This is a genomic window from Escherichia sp. WS3063 (assembly GCF_046486595.1).
GTDB lineage: Bacteria > Pseudomonadota > Gammaproteobacteria > Enterobacterales > Enterobacteriaceae > Escherichia > Escherichia coli.
In genome coordinates this window covers 1-18,975 of record NZ_JBJQKY010000001.1, presented here as the reverse complement: position 1 = coordinate 18,975, position 18,975 = coordinate 1, and the positions used below count along the sequence as shown (strand labels likewise).

General features: G+C 50.8%; 17 protein-coding genes. 7 read left to right on the top strand and 10 right to left on the bottom strand.

Annotated elements, in window-relative coordinates; all coding sequences use genetic code 11:
- The first annotated feature begins 38 nt into the window (after nt 1-38).
- On the top strand, nt 39-695 hold the full coding sequence (gene yobB, locus ACJHYW_RS00085) for a carbon-nitrogen hydrolase family protein YobB (protein ID WP_000011651.1): 657 nt from the start codon (nt 39-41) through the stop codon (nt 693-695).
- A gap of 23 nt (nt 696-718) precedes the next feature.
- Nucleotides 719-1,381 (top strand): exodeoxyribonuclease X, encoded by a 663-nt coding sequence (exoX, locus tag ACJHYW_RS00080; protein WP_000944256.1) that lies wholly within the window; start codon nt 719-721, stop codon nt 1,379-1,381.
- On the opposite strand, the gene ptrB is transcribed toward exoX, so the two are convergent.
- The 4 genes from ptrB to yebG all read right to left on the bottom strand — a co-directional run bounded on the left by ptrB (nt 1,378) and on the right by yebG (nt 5,343).
- A complete protein-coding gene (gene ptrB / locus ACJHYW_RS00075) occupies nt 1,378-3,438 on the bottom strand; it encodes an oligopeptidase B (protein WP_000936976.1) in 2,061 nt (686 codons plus the stop codon). The genes exoX and ptrB overlap by 4 nt on opposite strands.
- Before the next feature lie 206 nt (nt 3,439-3,644).
- Nucleotides 3,645-4,304 (bottom strand): tellurite resistance TerB family protein, encoded by a 660-nt coding sequence (locus tag ACJHYW_RS00070; RefSeq protein WP_000024761.1) that lies wholly within the window; start codon nt 4,302-4,304, stop codon nt 3,645-3,647.
- Nucleotides 4,305-4,629: 325 nt separating this feature from the next.
- Nucleotides 4,630-4,986, bottom strand: a complete 357-nt coding sequence (gene yebF, locus ACJHYW_RS00065) for a protein YebF (protein WP_001295500.1) — start codon at nt 4,984-4,986, stop codon at nt 4,630-4,632.
- A 66-nt stretch (nt 4,987-5,052) separates the two neighbouring features.
- Complete coding sequence (yebG, locus tag ACJHYW_RS00060) at nt 5,053-5,343, bottom strand: DNA damage-inducible protein YebG (protein WP_000257738.1); 291 nt, start codon at nt 5,341-5,343, stop codon at nt 5,053-5,055.
- A gap of 133 nt (nt 5,344-5,476) precedes the next feature.
- Here yebG and purT point away from each other — a divergent pair, with 133 nt between their 5' ends.
- Nucleotides 5,477-6,655: a formate-dependent phosphoribosylglycinamide formyltransferase gene (gene purT, locus ACJHYW_RS00055; protein WP_000173454.1), complete on the top strand. Its 1,179-nt coding sequence runs from the start codon at nt 5,477-5,479 to the stop codon at nt 6,653-6,655.
- 55 nt (nt 6,656-6,710) lie between these two features.
- On the opposite strand, the gene kdgA is transcribed toward purT, so the two are convergent.
- The 3 genes from kdgA to zwf form a co-directional block, all read right to left on the bottom strand.
- Nucleotides 6,711-7,352 (bottom strand): bifunctional 4-hydroxy-2-oxoglutarate aldolase/2-dehydro-3-deoxy-phosphogluconate aldolase, encoded by a 642-nt coding sequence (gene kdgA / locus ACJHYW_RS00050; protein ID WP_000800513.1) that lies wholly within the window; start codon nt 7,350-7,352, stop codon nt 6,711-6,713.
- A gap of 36 nt (nt 7,353-7,388) precedes the next feature.
- Complete coding sequence (edd, locus tag ACJHYW_RS00045; RefSeq protein WP_001069467.1) at nt 7,389-9,200, bottom strand: phosphogluconate dehydratase; 1,812 nt, start codon at nt 9,198-9,200, stop codon at nt 7,389-7,391.
- Nucleotides 9,201-9,434: 234 nt separating this feature from the next.
- Nucleotides 9,435-10,910: a glucose-6-phosphate dehydrogenase gene (gene zwf, locus ACJHYW_RS00040; RefSeq protein ID WP_000301727.1), complete on the bottom strand. Its 1,476-nt coding sequence runs from the start codon at nt 10,908-10,910 to the stop codon at nt 9,435-9,437.
- A 337-nt stretch (nt 10,911-11,247) separates the two neighbouring features.
- Between zwf and hexR the strand changes: the two genes are divergently transcribed.
- Both hexR and pyk read left to right on the top strand, forming a co-directional pair.
- A complete protein-coding gene (gene hexR / locus ACJHYW_RS00035) occupies nt 11,248-12,117 on the top strand; it encodes a DNA-binding transcriptional regulator HexR (RefSeq protein WP_001056694.1) in 870 nt (289 codons plus the stop codon).
- Between the two features lie 127 nt (nt 12,118-12,244).
- Nucleotides 12,245-13,687, top strand: a complete 1,443-nt coding sequence (gene pyk / locus ACJHYW_RS00030; RefSeq protein WP_000091149.1) for a pyruvate kinase — start codon at nt 12,245-12,247, stop codon at nt 13,685-13,687.
- Nucleotides 13,688-13,818: 131 nt separating this feature from the next.
- Here the strand turns inward: pyk and lpxM are convergent, their stop codons facing one another.
- From lpxM to znuA, 3 genes are all read right to left on the bottom strand, one after another.
- The gene (gene lpxM, locus ACJHYW_RS00025) at nt 13,819-14,790 is read right to left on the bottom strand and encodes a lauroyl-Kdo(2)-lipid IV(A) myristoyltransferase (protein WP_000448381.1); all 972 of its coding nucleotides are present in this window, start codon (nt 14,788-14,790) and stop codon (nt 13,819-13,821) included.
- Between the two features lie 119 nt (nt 14,791-14,909).
- Nucleotides 14,910-16,232 (bottom strand): murein DD-endopeptidase MepM, encoded by a 1,323-nt coding sequence (mepM, locus tag ACJHYW_RS00020; RefSeq protein ID WP_001184045.1) that lies wholly within the window; start codon nt 16,230-16,232, stop codon nt 14,910-14,912.
- A 15-nt stretch (nt 16,233-16,247) separates the two neighbouring features.
- Nucleotides 16,248-17,180 carry a zinc ABC transporter substrate-binding protein ZnuA gene (znuA, locus tag ACJHYW_RS00015; protein WP_024179478.1) on the bottom strand — a complete coding sequence of 311 codons (933 nt, stop codon included), beginning with the start codon at nt 17,178-17,180 and terminating at the stop codon, nt 16,248-16,250.
- 78 nt (nt 17,181-17,258) lie between these two features.
- Between znuA and znuC the strand changes: the two genes are divergently transcribed.
- Both znuC and znuB read left to right on the top strand, forming a co-directional pair.
- A complete protein-coding gene (gene znuC, locus ACJHYW_RS00010; protein ID WP_000202996.1) occupies nt 17,259-18,014 on the top strand; it encodes a zinc ABC transporter ATP-binding protein ZnuC in 756 nt (251 codons plus the stop codon).
- Complete coding sequence (gene znuB / locus ACJHYW_RS00005; protein ID WP_000571479.1) at nt 18,011-18,796, top strand: zinc ABC transporter permease subunit ZnuB; 786 nt, start codon at nt 18,011-18,013, stop codon at nt 18,794-18,796. Before znuC ends, znuB begins: the two co-directional genes overlap by 4 nt.
- Nucleotides 18,797-18,975 lie beyond the last annotated feature (179 nt).

Sequence of the window (18,975 nt, the reverse complement as noted above, 5' to 3'; positions counted from 1 at the left end):
CACCCATAATTTGCAGTCATTTTGAAAAGGAAGTCATTATGTCGTTCTGGAAAGTTGCAGCAGCGCAATATGAGCCTCGTAAAACCTCACTCACCGAACAGGTAGCTCATCATCTGGAGTTTGTGAGGGCCGCCGCCAGGCAACAATGTCAGCTGTTAGTTTTTCCATCGCTTTCTTTACTGGGGTGTGATTATTCGCGACGTGCCCTTCCTGCCCCACCCGATCTCTCGCTATTAGACCCGCTTTGTTATGCTGCAACGACCTGGCGAATGACTATCATTGCCGGTCTTCCCGTTGAATATAACGATCGCTTTATTCGTGGAATTGCGGTGTTCGCACCGTGGCGAAAAACGCCAGGGATCTACCATCAGAGTCATGGTGCATGTCTGGGCCGTCGTTCCAGAACCATCACGGTGGTCGATGAACAACCGGAAGGTATGGATATGGACCCGACCTGTTCACTGTTTACGACAGGGCAATGTCTGGGAGAACCCGACCTGCTGGCTTCGGCCCGTCGCTTACAATTTTTTTCACATCAGTACTCGATTGCTGTGCTGATGGCAAATGCCCGTGGTAACAGTGCACTATGGGATGAACATGGTCGTCTCATCGTTCGCGCCGATCGTGGTTCATTATTGTTAGTCGGTCAGCGTTCATCACAGGGTTGGCAAGGCGATATCATTCCATTACGCTAGGCTTTTTCGGCCTGGAGCATGCCATGTTGCGCATTATCGATACAGAAACCTGCGGTTTGCAGGGAGGGATCGTTGAGATTGCCTCTGTTGATGTCATTGACGGAAAAATCGTCAACCCCATGAGCCACCTGGTGCGCCCCGATCGTCCTATTAGTCCACAAGCGATGGCGATTCATCGCATCACCGAAGCCATGGTCGCCGATAAACCGTGGATTGAAGATGTGATCCCACACTATTACGGTAGTGAATGGTATGTCGCGCACAACGCCAGCTTTGACCGCCGCGTACTGCCTGAGATGCCCGGTGAGTGGATTTGCACTATGAAACTGGCCCGTCGTTTGTGGCCAGGGATCAAGTACAGCAATATGGCGTTATATAAAACACGGAAGCTCAATGTACAGACGCCGCCGGGCCTGCATCATCACCGCGCGTTGTATGACTGTTATATCACCGCTGCGTTGCTTATCGATATTATGAACACCTCCGGCTGGACGGCAGAACAGATGGCCGATATCACCGGACGTCCGTCGTTGATGACGACCTTCACCTTTGGCAAATACCGTGGCAAAGCGGTTTCCGACGTTGCCGAACGCGATCCGGGCTATCTGCGCTGGTTGTTTAATAACCTGGACAGCATGAGCCCGGAGCTGCGTTTAACACTAAAACATTATCTGGAAAATACTTAATCCTCAGGCGTAGCGGGTAATGTTCCCTGCGCCAGCGCGACCAGAAAAGCATATTCCATCGCTACGCCTTCGTACGATTTAAAGCGGCCAGATTTACCGCCATGGCCTGAGTCCATGTCGGTACAGAGCAATAAAAGATGGTTATCGGTTTTCAGCTCGCGCAATTTAGCCACCCATTTTGCCGGTTCCCAATATTGCACCTGAGAATCGTGTAAACCGGTCGTTACCAGTAAATGCGGATAAGCCTGTGCGGTGACGTTGTCATACGGGCTGTAGCTTTTCATGTACTCGTAATATTGCGGATCCTGCGGATTCCCCCACTCTTCAAACTCACCAGTGGTAAGAGGAATTGATTCATCAAGCATCGTTGTTACAACATCAACAAACGGTACCTGGGCGATAACGCCATGGAATAATTCCGGGCGTTGATTAATTGCAACGCCCATCAACATGCCCCCCGCACTCCCGCCCATCGCATAACAAAGCGAAGGAGAGCCATAGCCCAGCTTTAACAATGCATCGCAGGCATCAAGATAATCATTAAACGTATTTTTCTTCTTCAGAAACTTACCGTCTTCGTACCATTGTTGCCCCAGTTCACCGCCGCCACGAACATGGACAATGGCGTAGACAAATCCACGATCCAACAAACTCAAGCGGCTAAAACTGAAATCGGCATCAATACTTGCGCCGTAAGAACCGTAGCCATACACCAGCTGCGGGTTGTGTCCTTTGCGAAAATGTTTGCGATGATAGACCAGCGAAACCGGAACTTCGACGCCATCACGGGCGACTATCCACAGGTGTTCACTGCGGTAATTCGCCGCATCAAAACCGGGCACTTCCGTTTGTTTTAATACACGACGCTCACCGGTATCCATATCCAGTTCAAACAAAGTATCTGGTGTGGTCATGGAAGAATAACCATAACGCAATCGCGCGGTTTCAGGTTCTGGATTGTAGGCAATCCAGGTCACATAGGCCGGATCATCAAAGGCAATGCCAATGACTTCCCGGGACTTGCGGTTAATTTGCCGCAAACTGGTTAACCCGCGCTGACGCTCTTCAACCACCAGCCAGTCGGTAAACAGCGTAAACCCTTCCAGCATAATGTTATCACGTGGCGGAATTAACTCTTCCCACTGTTGCTCATCACGCATACGGGTACGGTATAAGCCAAAGTTTTTACCGTGGCGGTTGGAACGCAGATAAAACCGATGCTGGTAGTGATCAAGGCTGTATTCGTGATCTTTGCGGCGAGGCAGAAAAACAAACGGCTCGGCATCGGCCATTTCCGCGTCCAGCAGGCGAACTTCACTGGTGGTGGCGCTGGCCAGATGAATGACTACATAGTGCTTCGACGTCGTTTTATGCAGGCTGACGTAATAGGTATCGTCTTTTTCTTCGTAAATCAGTTTATCTTGCGATGCTGGCGTACCGATGGCGTGACGCCAGACCTGATAAGGGAGCAGCGTCACTGGATGCTTGCGAACATAGTAGAAAGTCCAGGAGTCATTTGCCCAGACAAAGCTGGGTTCAACGTTATCCAGCAGTTCCGGGTACCAGTTACCTGTTTCCAGATTACGAAAACGAATGCCGTACTGGCGTCGGGAAAGAAAATCTTCTGCCAGTGCCATAATGGTGTTATCTGGCGTAATCGCCATTCCGCCCATCGAATAAAACTCACTATGAGCCGCGCGCTTGTTGGCATCGAGCAATGTTTCCCACTCGTCCCACTCTTCACTGAACGCCGATTGACGCTGGTAGATAGCATATTCACAGCCTGGTTCATAAATATGCCGATAGCGGTAGCCATTTTTGATGTAGGGCGCAGAAACTTCTCGTTGCGGAATGCGGTCGATGATTTCCTTTAAAATGCGATCCTGCAAGGCTTGTTGCGAGGCCATCACCCGATGACCGTAACTATTTTCTTGTTGCAGATAGTCCAGGACTTTCGGCTGAGAACGCGTATCGTCCCGCAGCCAGTAGTAATTATCGATGCGCGTATCGCCATGAAGCGTCATGGCGTGGGGAATGCGGGCGGCTTTTGGTAGCATGTTATTGTTCTTTCTGGTTGAAACATCTTATAAGGGTGGCAAAACTCACCGGGGATGCAAGCGAAACAGGGTAGTCATTGCTTAGATGATGACAGGTAATGGCGCGGATATCGAATGTTATGCAGACAGAGAAAATCAGCCTGCTCAAATGGCCGTGCGGTTCTGGATAGCCCGAAATCGTCAACTTCAGGCTATCCAGAGCGGAATTATTCCGCCAAAGTGCGTTTTTGTTGTTCGAGATCGCGTTCAATGCCTTCACGAACGTCCTGGGGAATTTTCAGCGCGTCACCCAGTGCATTCAGGTAACTGCGTTCCATAAAATGGTCAATATCAATAGCCGCGCAGCTCAGGAAATAGATTTCCAGCGCCTCTTCTTCATTGCGGACCCCGGTAGCCAGGCGTTGTGGATCCAGCGGTTGTTCGATTGCCTGCTCAATGAGTACACGCCCCTGCTCTTCCACGCCGGCTTCACGCAATTGCAGGTCGATTGCCGCACGTTCTTTGGCATCAATATGACCATCACTTTTAGCGGCAAAGACTAGCGCAAGGATCAAACGTTCCGTACGCTCATCCAGCGGCGTACTTTGCGCGCCAAACTGCGGTTCGTCCTGATGCGCCGCGCGAATTTTATCTTTGTATTTATTCCACAGCACCGTACCCGCTACCGCTCCGCCGCCAACCAGTAACGCGTTGGTGCCATATTTCGTAAGAAGTTTACGTGCTGATTTATTTGCGACCAGCAGCCCAGCCAGTCCGCCTAATGCGCCTGGCACTAAAAGTTTGCCCAATCCCTGATCCGCAGACGAGGAGACAGAAGAACTGCTTTGCCCAAGCAAGGATTGCAGTTGATTTAACCAGTTAGCCATATTTGCTCCTCAATAACCATTTTTAGTGCCTGTAGCATAGCGGATGAGGATGTCAGAAAATGTATATCGAGACAAAAGATGCGCAAATAAGCGAGTCGGTAGGCCGTTATTCAAAGAAATTCGCGCCAGGTAAGGTGTTTACTGTATATCAGGTGATAAGGGTATTTTAGGTGAAAGTAGTTTGACGTTTTGAGTGGCACTGTTTGATGCTGATTGCCCGATGCGACGCTGTTGCGTCTTCTCAGGCCTACGATTGTGGTGTGTTGTGGGCGGACAAGGCACTCGCGCCGCATCCGCCGACGGTCAATCGAATTATCAGAAGCCATTAACGCCGCTGATATTCCGCCATTCCCGCTTTGCAGTCCACGCTGACCTGGTAATGAATATCGGCACTTTTACCACGCACGGTTAGCGGTACTGACCATTTATCATCTTTCCCCTGAATGTCCTGCAAACTGACCCATGCCACGGGGTCGGCCTGACCGACAATTTTTTGATCATCAGCCCAGCGCGCCACGCGATTTTGTTGGTAATCACGTTTTACGCTCGCGGCAATTCCGGCAGCATCCAGACCTTCACACTTTGGGAAAGTGACCGACTTGCTGGTTTCATTATTGGCAGCGAAAACTGATGCGCAGGCAGAAACCAACAACAGCCCTAAAAACGCCCCTCTTTTTTTCATGTTTTTCTCCATAGCACAATGATTCAGGAGAAAGCATGGTACAAATTGTCAGGAGCGCAAGTTGCTTCAGGCCGCGTGTGAGGCATCTTCCTCTTCGGATTCAGCACCGACGACCTGTGGGGACGGTAATTTGCCGGTTTTCAGAATGGTGCTCAGCACATCTTTTTGTTCTGCCAGCCATAGCGAAAGGGCTTCACGTTGCTCGTCTTCCATTTGCACTGGAGAATTTGTCAGCCAGGTGTCAAGCAGATCCGCCGTATCAAGCATTTTGTCATAAGCATCGGCTTCCTTTTTGCTGGTAAACGACATTTTCTCTTCGCCCTCACGAATGACTACGTATTTAACTTCAACCGCCATTTGCAGCCTCTCATAATAACTGTGATTTTATACAGTATATTTCTTCTCGGTTGGGAAATCAACATCAACAATAAAGACACGCGCAAACGTTTTCGTTTATACTGCGCGCGGAATTAATCAGGGGATATTCGTTATGACGTTATTAGGCACTGCGCTGCGTCCGGCAGCAACTCGCGTGATGTTATTAGGCTCCGGTGAACTGGGTAAAGAAGTGGCAATCGAGTGTCAGCGTCTCGGCGTAGAGGTGATTGCCGTCGATCGCTATGCCGACGCGCCAGCTATGCATGTCGCGCATCGCTCCCATGTCATTAATATGCTTGATGGTGATGCATTACGCCGTGTGGTTGAACTGGAAAAACCACATTATATCGTGCCGGAGATCGAAGCTATTGCCACCGATATGCTGATCCAACTTGAAGAGGAAGGACTGAATGTTGTCCCCTGCGCGCGCGCAACGAAATTAACGATGAATCGCGAGGGTATCCGTCGCCTGGCGGCAGAAGATCTGCAGCTGCCCACTTCCACTTATCGCTTTGCCGATAACGAAAACCTTTTCCGCGAGGCGGTTGCTGACATCGGCTATCCCTGCATTGTTAAACCGGTGATGAGTTCCTCCGGCAAGGGGCAGACGTTTATTCGTTCTGCAGAGCAACTTGCTCATGCATGGGAGTACGCTCAGCAAGGCGGTCGCGCCGGAGCGGGCCGCGTAATTGTTGAAGGCGTCGTTAAGTTTGATTTCGAAATTACCCTGCTAACCGTCAGCGCGGTGGATGGCGTCCATTTCTGTGCACCGGTAGGTCATCGCCAGGAAGATGGCGACTATCGTGAATCCTGGCAACCACAACAAATGAGCCCGCTTGCCCTTGAACGTGCGCAGGAGATTGCCCGTAAAGTGGTGCTGGCACTGGGCGGTTATGGGCTGTTTGGTGTCGAGCTGTTTGTCTGTGGTAATGAGGTGATTTTCAGTGAAGTCTCCCCTCGCCCGCATGACACCGGGATGGTGACGCTAATTTCTCAGGATCTCTCGGAGTTTGCCCTGCATGTGCGAGCCTTTCTCGGACTTCCGGTTGGCGGGATCCGTCAGTATGGTCCTGCAGCTTCTGCCGTTATTCTGCCACAACTGACCAGTCAGAATGTCACGTTTGATAATGTGCAGAATGCCGTAGGCGCAGATTTACAGATTCGTTTATTTGGTAAGCCGGAAATTGATGGCAGCCGTCGTCTGGGGGTAGCACTGGCTACTGCAGAGAGTGTTGTTGACGCCATTGAACGCGCGAAGCACGCCGCCGGACAGGTAAAAGTACAGGGTTAAACCCGGCAAAAAAACGCTACAAAAATGCCCGATCCTTGATCGGGCATTTTGACTTTTACAGCTTAGCGCCTTCTACAGCTTCACGCGACAGCTTAGTAATGCGGTCGTAATCGCCCGCTTCCAGCGCATCTGCCGGAACCAGCCAGGAACCACCGATGCACAGCACGCTTTTCAGCGCCAGGTAGTCACGGTAGTTAGCCGGAGAAATACCACCTGTCGGGCAGAAACGGACCTGGGAGAACGGACCCGCGATCGCCTGCAGGGCTTTCACACCGCCGTTAGCTTCAGCCGGGAAGAATTTGAACTCTTTCAAACCGTAGTCCATACCCAGCATCAGTTCGGAAACAGTGCTGATCCCCGGAATCAGAGGAATAGTCCCTTCGGTAGCAGCTTTCAGCAGCGGCTCGGTCAGACCCGGGCTAATTGCAAACTGTGCACCCGCTTCAGTGACTTCTGCCAGCTGCTGTGGATTCAGCACCGTACCGGCACCCACAATCGCTTCAGGCACTTCTTTGGCGATAGCACGGATAGCGTCAACTGCGCACTCGGTACGCAGAGTCACTTCCAGAACGCGCACCCCACCAGCAACCAACGCTTTTGCCATCGGCACCGCGTGTTCCAGTTTTTTTACCACGATAACCGGTACAACCGGGCCGGTGGTCAGGATTGATTCTGCACTTGTTTTCCAGTTTTTCATCAGAGTTTTCTCTCGCCTGATTACAAATTTGTCGTCTTAAAAAGTGATACAGGTTGCGCCCTGTTCGGCACCGGACAGTTTTTCACGCAAGGCGCTGAATAATTCACGTCCTGTTCCCACGCGTGACGCGCTCAGGTCAGGAATGTGCGGTTCGCGAGCAGCCAGTTCCGCTTCGTCTACCAGCAGCGTCAGTTCGCCTGTCTGTCCATTCACACGAATGATGTCCCCGTCGCGCACTTTTGCCAGCAGCCCGCCATCGTAGGCCTCTGGTGTTACGTGGATAGCTGACGGCACTTTACCTGAAGCGCCGGAGAGTCGTCCATCAGTAACTAACGCAATTTTGAAACACCGGTCCAATAATACACCAAGTGGCGGCATGAGTTTATGTAATTCTGGCATTCCGTTCGCTTTTGGCCCCTGATGACGGACAACAACGACACAATCGCGGTCCAGCAAACCCGCTTCAAAGGCCGGCATAACGTCATGCTGGCTTTCAAAAACAACCGCAGGCGCTTCAATCACCTGGTTCTCAACCGGCACGGCAGAGGTTTTCATAACCGCACGGCCCAGGTTACCGCTTAACACTTTTGTCCCACCATGATGAGAGAAAGGTTGTTCGAAGGAAGCGATCACATTGCTGTCGAGTGATTTTTCCGCCCCTTCCCGCCAGTCCAGTTCACCATTATTCAGCCATGGTTCAAGGGTATAACGAGACAGACCAAAGCCAGCCACCGTATTGACATCTTCATGCAGCAGGCCTGCCTTGAGCAGTTCACGCACCAGAACCGGTACGCCACCTGCCGCCTGGAAGTGGTTAATATCAGCCGGACCGTTCGGGTAGAGACGTGCCATCAGCGGTACAACATCAGAAAGGTCAGAGAAGTCATCCCAGTTAATCTGAATACCGGCTGCGCGCGCCATCGCCACCAGGTGCATGGTGTGGTTAGTGGAACCACCGGTCGCCAGCAGTGCAACGATACCGTTCACCACCACTTTCTCATCTATCATCTTACCGATCGGCATCCATTCATTACCATTACCGGTCATGCGCGTAACCTGGCGCGCAGCTGCAGCGGTCAAAGCATCGCGCAGCGGAGAATCCGGATGAACAAAAGAAGAGCCTGGCAACTGCATCCCCATAAACTCCACCACCATCTGGTTGGTGTTGGCAGTACCGTAGAAAGTACATGTTCCCGGCGCATGATAAGACGCGGCTTCTGACTCCAGTAATGCCATGCGGTCCACTTTACCTTCGGCATAAAGCTGGCGAATACGCACTTTTTCTTTATTTGGCAAACCGCTTGCCATCGGTCCAGACGGCACAAACACCGCAGGCAAATGCCCAAACGACAGGGCTGCCATAGTCAGACCCGGAACAATCTTGTCGCACACACCGAGGAACAGCGCACCATCAAACATGTTATGGGACAACCCCACCGCCGCAGACATCGCAATCACTTCGCGGCTTAACAGCGACAATTCCATTCCATCCTGCCCCTGGGTGACACCATCACACATCGCCGGAACACCGCCCGCAACCTGACCAACCGCATTTGCTTCATGCAGGGCTTTACGAATGATTTCTGGATAGTGTTCATAAGGCTGGTGCGCGGAGAGCATGTCGTTATAGGAGGTGATGATGGCGATATTGTTACGCAACATGCTTTTCAAAGAGGCTTTGTCTTCTGGCTGGCAGGCAGCGAAACCGTGTGCCAGGTTACCGCATGCCAACTGCGAACGATGAACGGTCGAAGTTTTCGCTTGTTCTATCCGGGCGAGGTAAGCAGAGCGAGTCTCGCGCGAACGTTCAATGATTCGATTTGTTACGCGTAACAATTGTGGGTTCATAAAGGCTCCTGAAATTGAGTTGTCAGAGCAGGATGATTCACAACGCGTTTCATACATGGAAATTATGATTGAAACGCCTGTAACCGGAGCTCATAGGGCAAAAACGTTTCAGTCAGTGTAATAAAAAAAGCCTCGTGGGTGAATCCGCACGAGGCCTGAAAGTGTAAAAATTGTTCTACAATCTGTGCAAGATCATGTTACCGGTAAAATAACCATAAAGGATGAGCGCAGATATTACTCAAACTCATTCCAGGAACGACCATCACGGGTAATCATCGCCACTGAGGCAACGGGTCCCCAGGTTCCGGCCTGATACGGTTTCGGCGCATCATTGTCCATCGCCCACGCCTCAGTAATGGAGTCTACCCATTTCCAGGCTTCTTCCACTTCATCGCGACGTACGAACAGTGCCTGAATACCACGCATGGTTTCCAGCAGCAGACGTTCATAGGCATCCGCCAGATGCGTCTGATTAAAGGTTTCTGAATAGCTCAGATCCAGCTTGGTGATTTGCAGGTTATGTTTGTGGTCAAGGCCAGGAACTTTATTCAGTACCTGGATATCCACGCCTTCATCAGGTTGCAGACGGATAGTCAGTTTATTCTGCGGCAGATCCTGCCACGACTCTTTAAACAGATTCAGTTCAGGTGTTTTGAAATAGACCACGACTTCAGAACATTTGGTCGGCAGACGTTTACCAGTACGCAGGTAGAATGGCACACCGGCCCAGCGCCAGTTATCAATGTCGACGCGGATCGCCACGAAGGTTTCTGTATTGCTGCTCTTGTTCGCGCCCTCTTCTTCCAGATAGCCCGGCACTTTTTTGCCCTGGGCGAAGCCCGCAGTATATTGCCCGCGTACGGTTTTTTCGCGCACGTTGGAGCGGTCAATGCGGCGCAGAGACTTCAGTACTTTGACTTTTTCATCGCGGATGCTGTCTGCACTCAGGTCAGACGGCGGAGACATCGCAATCATGCAAAGAATTTGCAGCAGGTGGTTTTGGATCATATCGCGCATCTGACCGGCTTTATCAAAATAGCCCCAGCGCCCTTCGATCCCCACTTCTTCTGCCACGGTAATCTCAACATGATCAATGGTGCGATTGTCCCAGTTATTCACAAACAGGGAGTTAGCAAAACGCAGCGCCAACAGGTTCAGCACCGTTTCTTTACCAAGATAGTGGTCGATACGGTAAACCTGGCACTCCTCGAAGTATTCGCCAACCTGATCGTTGATTTCCTGCGAGGTCGCCAGCGACGTCCCCAGCGGTTTCTCCATGACTACGCGTGCCGGTTTTGCATTCAGTTTTGCCTCACCAAGCCCTTTGCAAATTGCGCCAAAAGTACTGGGCGGCATGGCAAAGTAGTTAATGGTGATACGATTTTTTTGATCCAGCATCGCGCCGAGACGGCTGAATGCAGCAGTGTCATTGACATCGAGATTACAAAAATCCAGACGTGCACTCAGGGTGTCCCATAAACCTTCATCAATGGTTTCTTTCATGAAAGTTTCGAGCGCCTCGCGGACAACTTTGGTATAAGCCGCTTTATCCCAGTCAGCACGCCCTACGCCGATAATCCGGGTGTCCGGGTTGAGCTGACCGGCTTTTTCCAGTTGATACAGGGAAGGCAGCAATTTACGACGCGCAAGGTCGCCTTTCGCGCCGAAAATGACCAGGTCACAGGCCTGGGCTGTTTGCGTTACCGCCATGTCATTCTCCTTAAGTTAACTAACCCGGTACTTAAGCCAGGGTATACTTGTAATTTTCTTACGGTGCACTGTACTGCTTTTACGAGCTTGCGAAAACTGTAAACGCTTATCCACCCGTGCGATTACGGTAAAAGAGCGCAAAGTGCGGCAAAACTGATAAAAAAATCATCGTTTTCCATTGGGTAAAAATCTGACACTGATCATGTTATGAAAAAAAATAACAACTTTTTTATCTGCTTTTGTCATTAACACAGCACACAGGCGTAATATCTGACAAAACTGCATTTCGATTTCTTTCAGTGCGGAAATCGTCATTACCCGTGAGTCTCTTTACATCATGAATATGCTGGAAAAAATCCAGTCTCAGCTGGAACATTTGAGCAAATCAGAGCGCAAAGTTGCCGAGGTCATTCTGGCTTCGCCCGATAACGCGATCCATTCGAGTATTGCTGCTCTGGCGCTGGAAGCCAATGTTAGCGAACCGACGGTGAATCGTTTCTGTCGCAGCATGGACACGCGCGGTTTTCCTGATTTTAAACTTCATCTGGCACAAAGTCTGGCGAATGGCACTCCCTATGTTAATCGCAACGTCAATGAAGATGACAGCGTTGAATCATACACGGGGAAAATATTTGAGTCCGCAATGGCAACGCTCGATCATGTCCGTCATTCACTGGATAAATCTGCCATCAACCGCGCCGTCGACTTGCTCACTCAGGCAAAAAAAATCGCCTTTTTCGGATTAGGCTCTTCAGCCGCCGTTGCCCACGATGCGATGAATAAGTTCTTTCGTTTTAATGTTCCAGTTGTGTACTCCGATGATATTGTGCTGCAACGCATGAGTTGTATGAATTGTAGCGACGGAGACGTGGTGGTGCTGATTTCTCATACTGGAAGAACAAAAAATCTGGTCGAGCTGGCGCAACTGGCACGCGAAAACGACGCTATGGTAATTGCCCTCACCTCTGCGGGTACCCCGCTCGCCCGGGAAGCAACGCTGGCAATTACCCTCGACGTACCGGAAGATACTGACATTTATATGCCCATGGTTTCTCGACTTGCACAGCTGACCGTGATAGATGTGCTGGCGACAGGATTTACTTTGCGGCGCGGTGCAAAATTCAGAGATAACTTGAAGCGGGTCAAGGAAGCGCTGAAGGAATCGCGTTTTGATAAGCAGTTACTTAATTTAAGTGACGATCGCTAAAAACGACTGTCACTGTCCTAATCTTATACGACATCCGAATGAGATTAATTTATCGCCATCGCGGCGTTATTTCATTCGGATTTCATGTTCAAGCAACACCTGGTTGTTTCAGTCAACGGAGTATTACATGTCCAGAAGGCTTCGCAGAACTAAAATCGTTACCACGTTAGGCCCAGCAACAGATCGCGATAATAACCTTGAAAAAGTTATCGCGGCGGGTGCCAACGTTGTACGTATGAATTTTTCTCACGGCTCGCCTGAAGATCACAAAATGCGCGCGGATAAAGTTCGTGAGATTGCCGCAAAACTGGGGCGTCATGTGGCTATTCTGGGTGACCTCCAGGGGCCCAAAATCCGTGTATCCACCTTTAAAGAAGGCAAAGTTTTCCTCAATATTGGGGATAAATTCCTGCTCGACGCCAACCTGGGTAAAGGTGAAGGCGACAAAGAAAAAGTCGGTATCGACTACAAAGGCCTGCCTGCTGACGTTGTGCCTGGTGACATCCTGCTGCTGGACGATGGTCGCGTCCAGTTAAAAGTACTGGAAGTCCAGGGCATGAAAGTGTTCACCGAAGTGACCGTCGGTGGTCCCCTCTCCAACAATAAAGGTATCAACAAACTTGGCGGCGGTTTGTCAGCTGAAGCGCTGACCGAAAAAGACAAAGCAGACATTAAGACTGCGGCGTTGATTGGCGTAGATTACCTTGCTGTCTCCTTCCCACGCTGCGGCGAAGATCTGAACTATGCCCGTCGCCTGGCACGTGATGCAGGATGTGATGCGAAAATTGTTGCCAAGGTTGAACGTGCGGAAGCCGTTTGCAGCCAGGAGGCAATGGATGACATCATCCTCGCCTCTGACGTGGTAATGGTTGCTCGCGGCGACCTCGGTGTGGAAATTGGCGATCCGGAACTGGTCGGCATTCAGAAGGCGTTGATCCGTCGTGCACGTCAGCTTAACCGCGCAGTAATCACTGCGACCCAGATGATGGAGTCAATGATTACTAACCCGATGCCGACGCGTGCAGAAGTCATGGACGTAGCAAACGCCGTTCTAGATGGTACTGACGCTGTGATGCTTTCTGCAGAAACTGCTGCTGGTCAGTATCCTTCAGAAACTGTTGCAGCCATGGCGCGCGTTTGCCTGGGTGCGGAAAAAATCCCGAGCATCAACGTTTCTAAACACCGTCTGGACGTTCAGTTCGACAATGTGGAAGAAGCTATCGCCATGTCAGCAATGTACGCGGCTAACCACCTGAAAGGCGTTACGGCGATCATCACCATGACCGAATCGGGTCGTACGGCGCTGATGACCTCCCGTATCAGCTCTGGTCTGCCAATTTTCGCCATGTCACGCCATGAACGTACGCTGAACCTGACTGCTCTCTATCGCGGCGTTACGCCGGTGCACTTTGATAGCGCTAATGACGGCGTAGCAGCTGCCAGCGAAGCGGTTAATCTGCTGCGCGATAAAGGTTACTTGATGTCTGGTGACCTGGTGATTGTCACCCAGGGCGACGTGATGAGTACCGTGGGTTCTACTAATACCACGCGTATTTTAACGGTAGAGTAAGTACGTTGCCGGATGCGGCGAAAACGCCTCATCCGGCCTACAGTTCAATGATAGTTCAACAGATTTCGAATCTTCTGAAGCAAACTTGAACTTATCACACGGCGGAAGCCTCTCCTCGCGAGAGGCTTTTTTTATTTGATGGGATAAAGATCTTTGCGCTTATACGGTTGGATTTCGCCCGGTTTGCGAGTTTTCAGCAATTTTAATATCCAGGTGTATTGTTCTGGTCGCGGACCAACAAAAATCTCGACTTCTTCATTCATCCGCCGCGCAATCGTATGGTCATCCGCCTCTAACAGATCATCCATCGGTGGGCGCACCTGAATCGTCAGGCGATGCGTCTTGCCATCATAAATCGGAAACAGCGGTACAACGCGCGCACGGCACACTTTCATCAAACGACCAATCGCGGGCAACGTCGCTTTATAGGTGGCAAAGAAATCAACAAATTCGCTGTGCTCTGGGCCATGATCCTGATCGGGTAAATAATATCCCCAGTACCCCTGACGTACCGACTGGATGAATGGTTTAATACCATCATTTCTCGCATGCAGACGACCGCCAAAACGACGACGCACCGTGTTCCAGACATAATCAAAAACCGGGTTGCCCTGATTATGGAACATCGCTGCCATTTTCTGCCCTTGCGAGGCCATCAGCATGGCAGGGATATCGACGGCCCAACCGTGCGGCACCAGAAAAATCACTTTCTCGTTATTACGCCGCATCTCTTCGATAATCTCCAGCCCTTGCCAGTCAACGCGCGGCTGAATTTTCTCCGGCCCGCGTATTGCCAACTCAGCCATCATTGCCATCGCTTGCGGCGCGGTGGCAAACATCTCATCAACAATCGCTTCGCGTTCAGCTTCACTACGTTCTGGAAAGCAGAGCGACAGATTGATTAACGCTCGACGGCGTGAGCTTTTTCCCAGTCGTCCGGCAAAACGTCCCAGCCGTGCCAGAATGGGATCACGGAACTTTGGCGGCGTTAAAGCGATACCCGCCATCGCCGCTACGCCCAGCCATGCTCCCCAGTAGCGCGGGTGGCGAAAGGATTTATCAAACTCAGGAATGTATTCGCTATTATTTTTTTTCGTTTCCATGCTTTTCCAGTTTCGGATAAGGCAAAAATCAATCTGGTGATAGTGTAGCGGCGCAACTTGCCCCGCACCAAATAAAAAAAGCCGGTACTGACTGCGTACCGGCTGCGAATGGATGTTAATTAATCAAACCGTAGCTGCGGCACAATCTCTTTGGCCTGCGCCAGGAATTCGCGACGATCGGAGCCGGTCAGCCCTTCGGTACGCGGCAGTTTTGCCGTCAGCGGGTTTACGGCCTGCTGGTTTATCCATACTTCATAGTGCAGATGCGGCCCGGTTGAACGTCCGGTATTACCGGAAAGCGCGATACGGTCGCCACGTTTCACTTTCTGTCCTGGTTTCACCAGAATCTTACGCAAGTGCATATAACGCGTGGTGTAGCTACGACCATGACGAATAGCCACATAATAACCTGCTGCGCCACTGCGTTTGGCAACCACCACTTCACCGTCACCCACTGAAAGCACTGGCGTACCCTGTGGCATGGCGAAATCAACACCTCTGTGCGGTGCAACGCGACCAGTCACCGGGTTAGTACGACGCGGGTTAAAGTTAGACGAGATACGGAACTGTTTCGCCGTCGGGAATCGCAAGAATCCTTTCGCCAGACCAGTACCGTTACGATCGTAGAATTTGCCATCCTCAGCGCGGATTGCGTAATAATCTTTACCTTCTGAACGCAAACGTACGCCCAGCAGCTGGCTTTGCTCACGTTTACCATCAAGCATTTCTCGAGACATTAACACCGCAAATTCATCGCCTTTTTTCAGTTTGCGGAAATCCATTTGCCACTGCATGGCTTTAATCACTGCGCTCACTTCGGCGCTGGTTAAACCGGCGTTTCTGGCGCTGGCAACAAAGCTCCCTCCGACGGTACCTTTCAGCAGATTGTTAACCCACTCTCCTTGCTGCATTTCGCTGGTCATTTTAAAACCGTTAGCGGCAGTACGGTCATAGGTTCGGGTTTCACGACGAGACACTTCCCAGGTGAGGCGCTGCAGTTCGCCGTCCGCGGTTAATGTCCAGGAGAGTTGTTGACCGATTTTCAGGTTACGCAATTCTTTGTCGGCAGCAGCCAGTTGGGTGATATCACCCATATCAATACCATACTGATTGAGAATGCTGCTTAGCGTATCGCCAGTGGAAACAACATATTCATGCACGCCCGCTTCACCGGCGATTTTGTCATCCAGTTCGTCCTGGGGAATGGCTTCATCTTCTTGTGCAGCTTGATCAATCGGCTCACTGGCTTCAGGTAAGAGCGAACGAATTTCGTTCTGTTCCAGCTCAATGGTTTTGACAATTGGCGTGGCATCGCGGTGATAAACATAGGGCCGCCAGACAGCGACGGCCAGAGTAAGAACGGTGAGCGACCCCAACATAACGCGGTGTGGTCGCGGTAAATTATTAAACGCCAGGGCGACAGAGCGGGCTATCTGTTGCACGTAATCACTTCCTCATTAATCTCCTTTCAGGCAGCTCGCATACTGGTTGGCTAATTGATTCAGGAATTCTGAATAGCTTGTTTTACCCAGTTTGATATTCGTCCCCAGGGGATCCAACGTTCCCATACGAACGGATGTCCCTCGTGCGACGCTCTCAACGACCGCTGGCCTGAACTGTGGCTCAGCAAAAACGCAGGTTGCTTTTTGCTCAACCAACTGTGTTCTTATTTCATGTAAACGCTGCGCGCCAGGTTGAATCTCAGGGTTAACGGTAAAATGACCAAGCGGTGTCAGTCCGAACTGTTTTTCGAAGTAGCCGTAAGCATCGTGAAAAACGAAATAACCTTTCCCCTTGAGCGGCGCGAGCTCGTTACCAACCTGCGTTTCGGTTGAGGCTAATTGTGCCTCAAAATCCTTCAGGTTGGCGTCAAGTTTGGCTCGACTTTGCGGCATAAGTTCCACTAATTTTCCATGGATTGCAACCGCTGTAGCCCGCGCTATATCTGGGGAAAGCCAAAGATGCATGTTGAAATCGCCGTGATGGTGATCCTCGTCACTTTTTTCCGCGTGATCGTGATCATCATCATCGTCGTGAATACTTTTCATCAGCAGCGGTTTCACATCTTCTAGCTGCGCAATCGTTACCTGTTTCGCTTCTGGTAATTTACTTACCGGTTTTTGCATGAACGCTTCCATCTCCGGGCCAACCCAAACGACTAAGTCCGCGTTCTGTAAGCGTTTTACATCCGATGGACGCAGTGAATAATCATGTTCTGAAGCGCCGTCAGGCAGTAAAACCTGCGTTTCTGTTACCCCATCAGCAATGGCAGAAGCGATGAACCCAACGGGTTTAAGCGAAGCGACAACGGCGGCATCTGCGGCCTGTGTTGCACCGCCCCAGAGAGCGGCGGATAATGCTGCGAAAAGAAGCGTTTTTTTATGTAACATAATGCGACCAATCATCGTAATGAATATGAGAAGTGTGATATTATAACATTTCATGACTACTGCAAGACTAAAATTAACATGACAAGTCTGGTTTCCCTGGAAAATGTCTCGGTTTCTTTTGGCCAACGCCGCGTCCTCTCTGATGTGTCGCTGGAACTTAAACCTGGAAAAATTTTGACTTTACTTGGGCCAAACGGCGCAGGTAAGTCGACACTGGTACGGGTAGTGCTCGGGCTGGTAACACCCGATGAAGGGGTTATCAAGCGCAACGGAAAACTACGCATCGGCTATGTACCGCAGAAGCTGTATCTCGACACCACGTTGCCACTGACCGTAAACCGTTTTTTACGCTTACGACCTGGCACACATAAAGAAGATATTTTGCCTGCACTGAAACGTGTCCAGGCCGGGCATCTGATTAACGCACCGATGCAAAAGCTCTCGGGTGGCGAAACGCAGCGTGTACTGTTAGCGCGAGCATTGTTAAATCGACCGCAATTATTAGTGCTGGATGAACCCACTCAGGGCGTGGATGTGAATGGTCAGGTGGCGTTATATGACCTTATTGACCAACTGCGTCGCGAACTGGATTGTGGCGTTTTAATGGTATCTCACGATCTGCATCTGGTAATGGCAAAAACCGATGAAGTGCTTTGCCTGAATCACCACATTTGTTGTTCCGGCACACCGGAAGTTGTTTCCCTGCATCCGGAGTTTATTTCTATGTTTGGTCCTCGTGGTGCTGAACAACTGGGTATCTATCGCCATCATCATAATCATCGTCACGATTTACAGGGACGAATTGTTTTGCGTCGGGGAAATGATCGCTCATGATTGAATTATTATTTCCCGGTTGGTTAGCCGGGATCATGCTCGCCTGTGCCGCGGGTCCGCTGGGTTCGTTTGTCGTCTGGCGTCGTATGTCTTATTTCGGTGATACGCTGGCTCATGCCTCATTACTTGGCGTCGCGTTTGGTTTGTTGCTGGACGTGAATCCATTCTATGCGGTGATTGCCGTTACGCTGCTGCTGGCGGGCGGTCTGGTATGGCTGGAGAAGCGTCCACAGCTGGCGATCGACACGTTATTAGGGATTATGGCGCACAGTGCCCTGTCGCTGGGCCTGGTGGTCGTTAGTCTGATGTCTAACATTCGTGTTGATTTGATGGCTTACCTGTTCGGTGATTTGCTGGCAGTGACGCCAGAAGATCTCATCTCTATTGCGATTGGCGTGGTCATCGTGGTGGCGATTCTGTTCTGGCAATGGCGCAATTTGCTGTCAATGACGATTAGCCCGGATCTGGCGTTTGTTGATGGTGTGAAATTACAGCGCGTGAAATTGTTGTTGATGCTGGTGACAGCATTGACGATTGGTGTAGCGATGAAATTTGTCGGCGCGTTGATTATTACTTCGCTGCTGATTATTCCTGCAGCTACAGCGCGTCGCTTTGCCCGCACGCCGGAACAGATGGCCGGTGTCGCTGTTTTGGTGGGAATGGTGGCAGTAACTGGCGGTTTAACCTTTTCCGCATTTTACGATACGCCGGCGGGTCCGTCGGTAGTGCTATGTGCGGCACTGTTATTTATTCTCAGTATGATGAAAAAGCAGGCCAGCTAATCTGTCGCTGAACACATTTGTCGGATGCGGCGCGAGCGCCTTATCCCACCTACGGTTCGCTATCTCTGGTAGATACTGTTATGGCCTGCAAGTTTTTTCCTGGTCCGGTTTCCCGGATTGCAGGCATGCCAGACACAGCGCCGTCAGGCGCTGTTGTTTCATCCCTTCCGCGATTTTTA

Excerpts from the sequence above, each read along its gene's own strand:
- yobB (WP_000011651.1), top strand. The coding sequence starts at position 39 with ATGTCGTTCTGGAAAGTTGCAGCAGCGCAATATGAGCCTCGTAAAACC.
- exoX (WP_000944256.1), top strand. The coding sequence starts at position 719 with ATGTTGCGCATTATCGATACAGAAACCTGCGGTTTGCAGGGAGGGATC.
- ptrB (WP_000936976.1), bottom strand. The coding sequence starts at position 3,438 with ATGCTACCAAAAGCCGCCCGCATTCCCCACGCCATGACGCTTCATGGC.
- ACJHYW_RS00070 (WP_000024761.1), bottom strand. The coding sequence starts at position 4,304 with ATGGCTAACTGGTTAAATCAACTGCAATCCTTGCTTGGGCAAAGCAGT.
- yebF (WP_001295500.1), bottom strand. The coding sequence starts at position 4,986 with ATGAAAAAAAGAGGGGCGTTTTTAGGGCTGTTGTTGGTTTCTGCCTGC.
- yebG (WP_000257738.1), bottom strand. The coding sequence starts at position 5,343 with ATGGCGGTTGAAGTTAAATACGTAGTCATTCGTGAGGGCGAAGAGAAA.
- purT (WP_000173454.1), top strand. The coding sequence starts at position 5,477 with ATGACGTTATTAGGCACTGCGCTGCGTCCGGCAGCAACTCGCGTGATG.
- kdgA (WP_000800513.1), bottom strand. The coding sequence starts at position 7,352 with ATGAAAAACTGGAAAACAAGTGCAGAATCAATCCTGACCACCGGCCCG.
- edd (WP_001069467.1), bottom strand. The coding sequence starts at position 9,200 with ATGAACCCACAATTGTTACGCGTAACAAATCGAATCATTGAACGTTCG.
- zwf (WP_000301727.1), bottom strand. The coding sequence starts at position 10,910 with ATGGCGGTAACGCAAACAGCCCAGGCCTGTGACCTGGTCATTTTCGGC.
- hexR (WP_001056694.1), top strand. The coding sequence starts at position 11,248 with ATGAATATGCTGGAAAAAATCCAGTCTCAGCTGGAACATTTGAGCAAA.
- pyk (WP_000091149.1), top strand. The coding sequence starts at position 12,245 with ATGTCCAGAAGGCTTCGCAGAACTAAAATCGTTACCACGTTAGGCCCA.
- lpxM (WP_000448381.1), bottom strand. The coding sequence starts at position 14,790 with ATGGAAACGAAAAAAAATAATAGCGAATACATTCCTGAGTTTGATAAA.
- znuA (WP_024179478.1), bottom strand. The coding sequence starts at position 17,180 with ATGTTACATAAAAAAACGCTTCTTTTCGCAGCATTATCCGCCGCTCTC.
- znuC (WP_000202996.1), top strand. The coding sequence starts at position 17,259 with ATGACAAGTCTGGTTTCCCTGGAAAATGTCTCGGTTTCTTTTGGCCAA.
- znuB (WP_000571479.1), top strand. The coding sequence starts at position 18,011 with ATGATTGAATTATTATTTCCCGGTTGGTTAGCCGGGATCATGCTCGCC.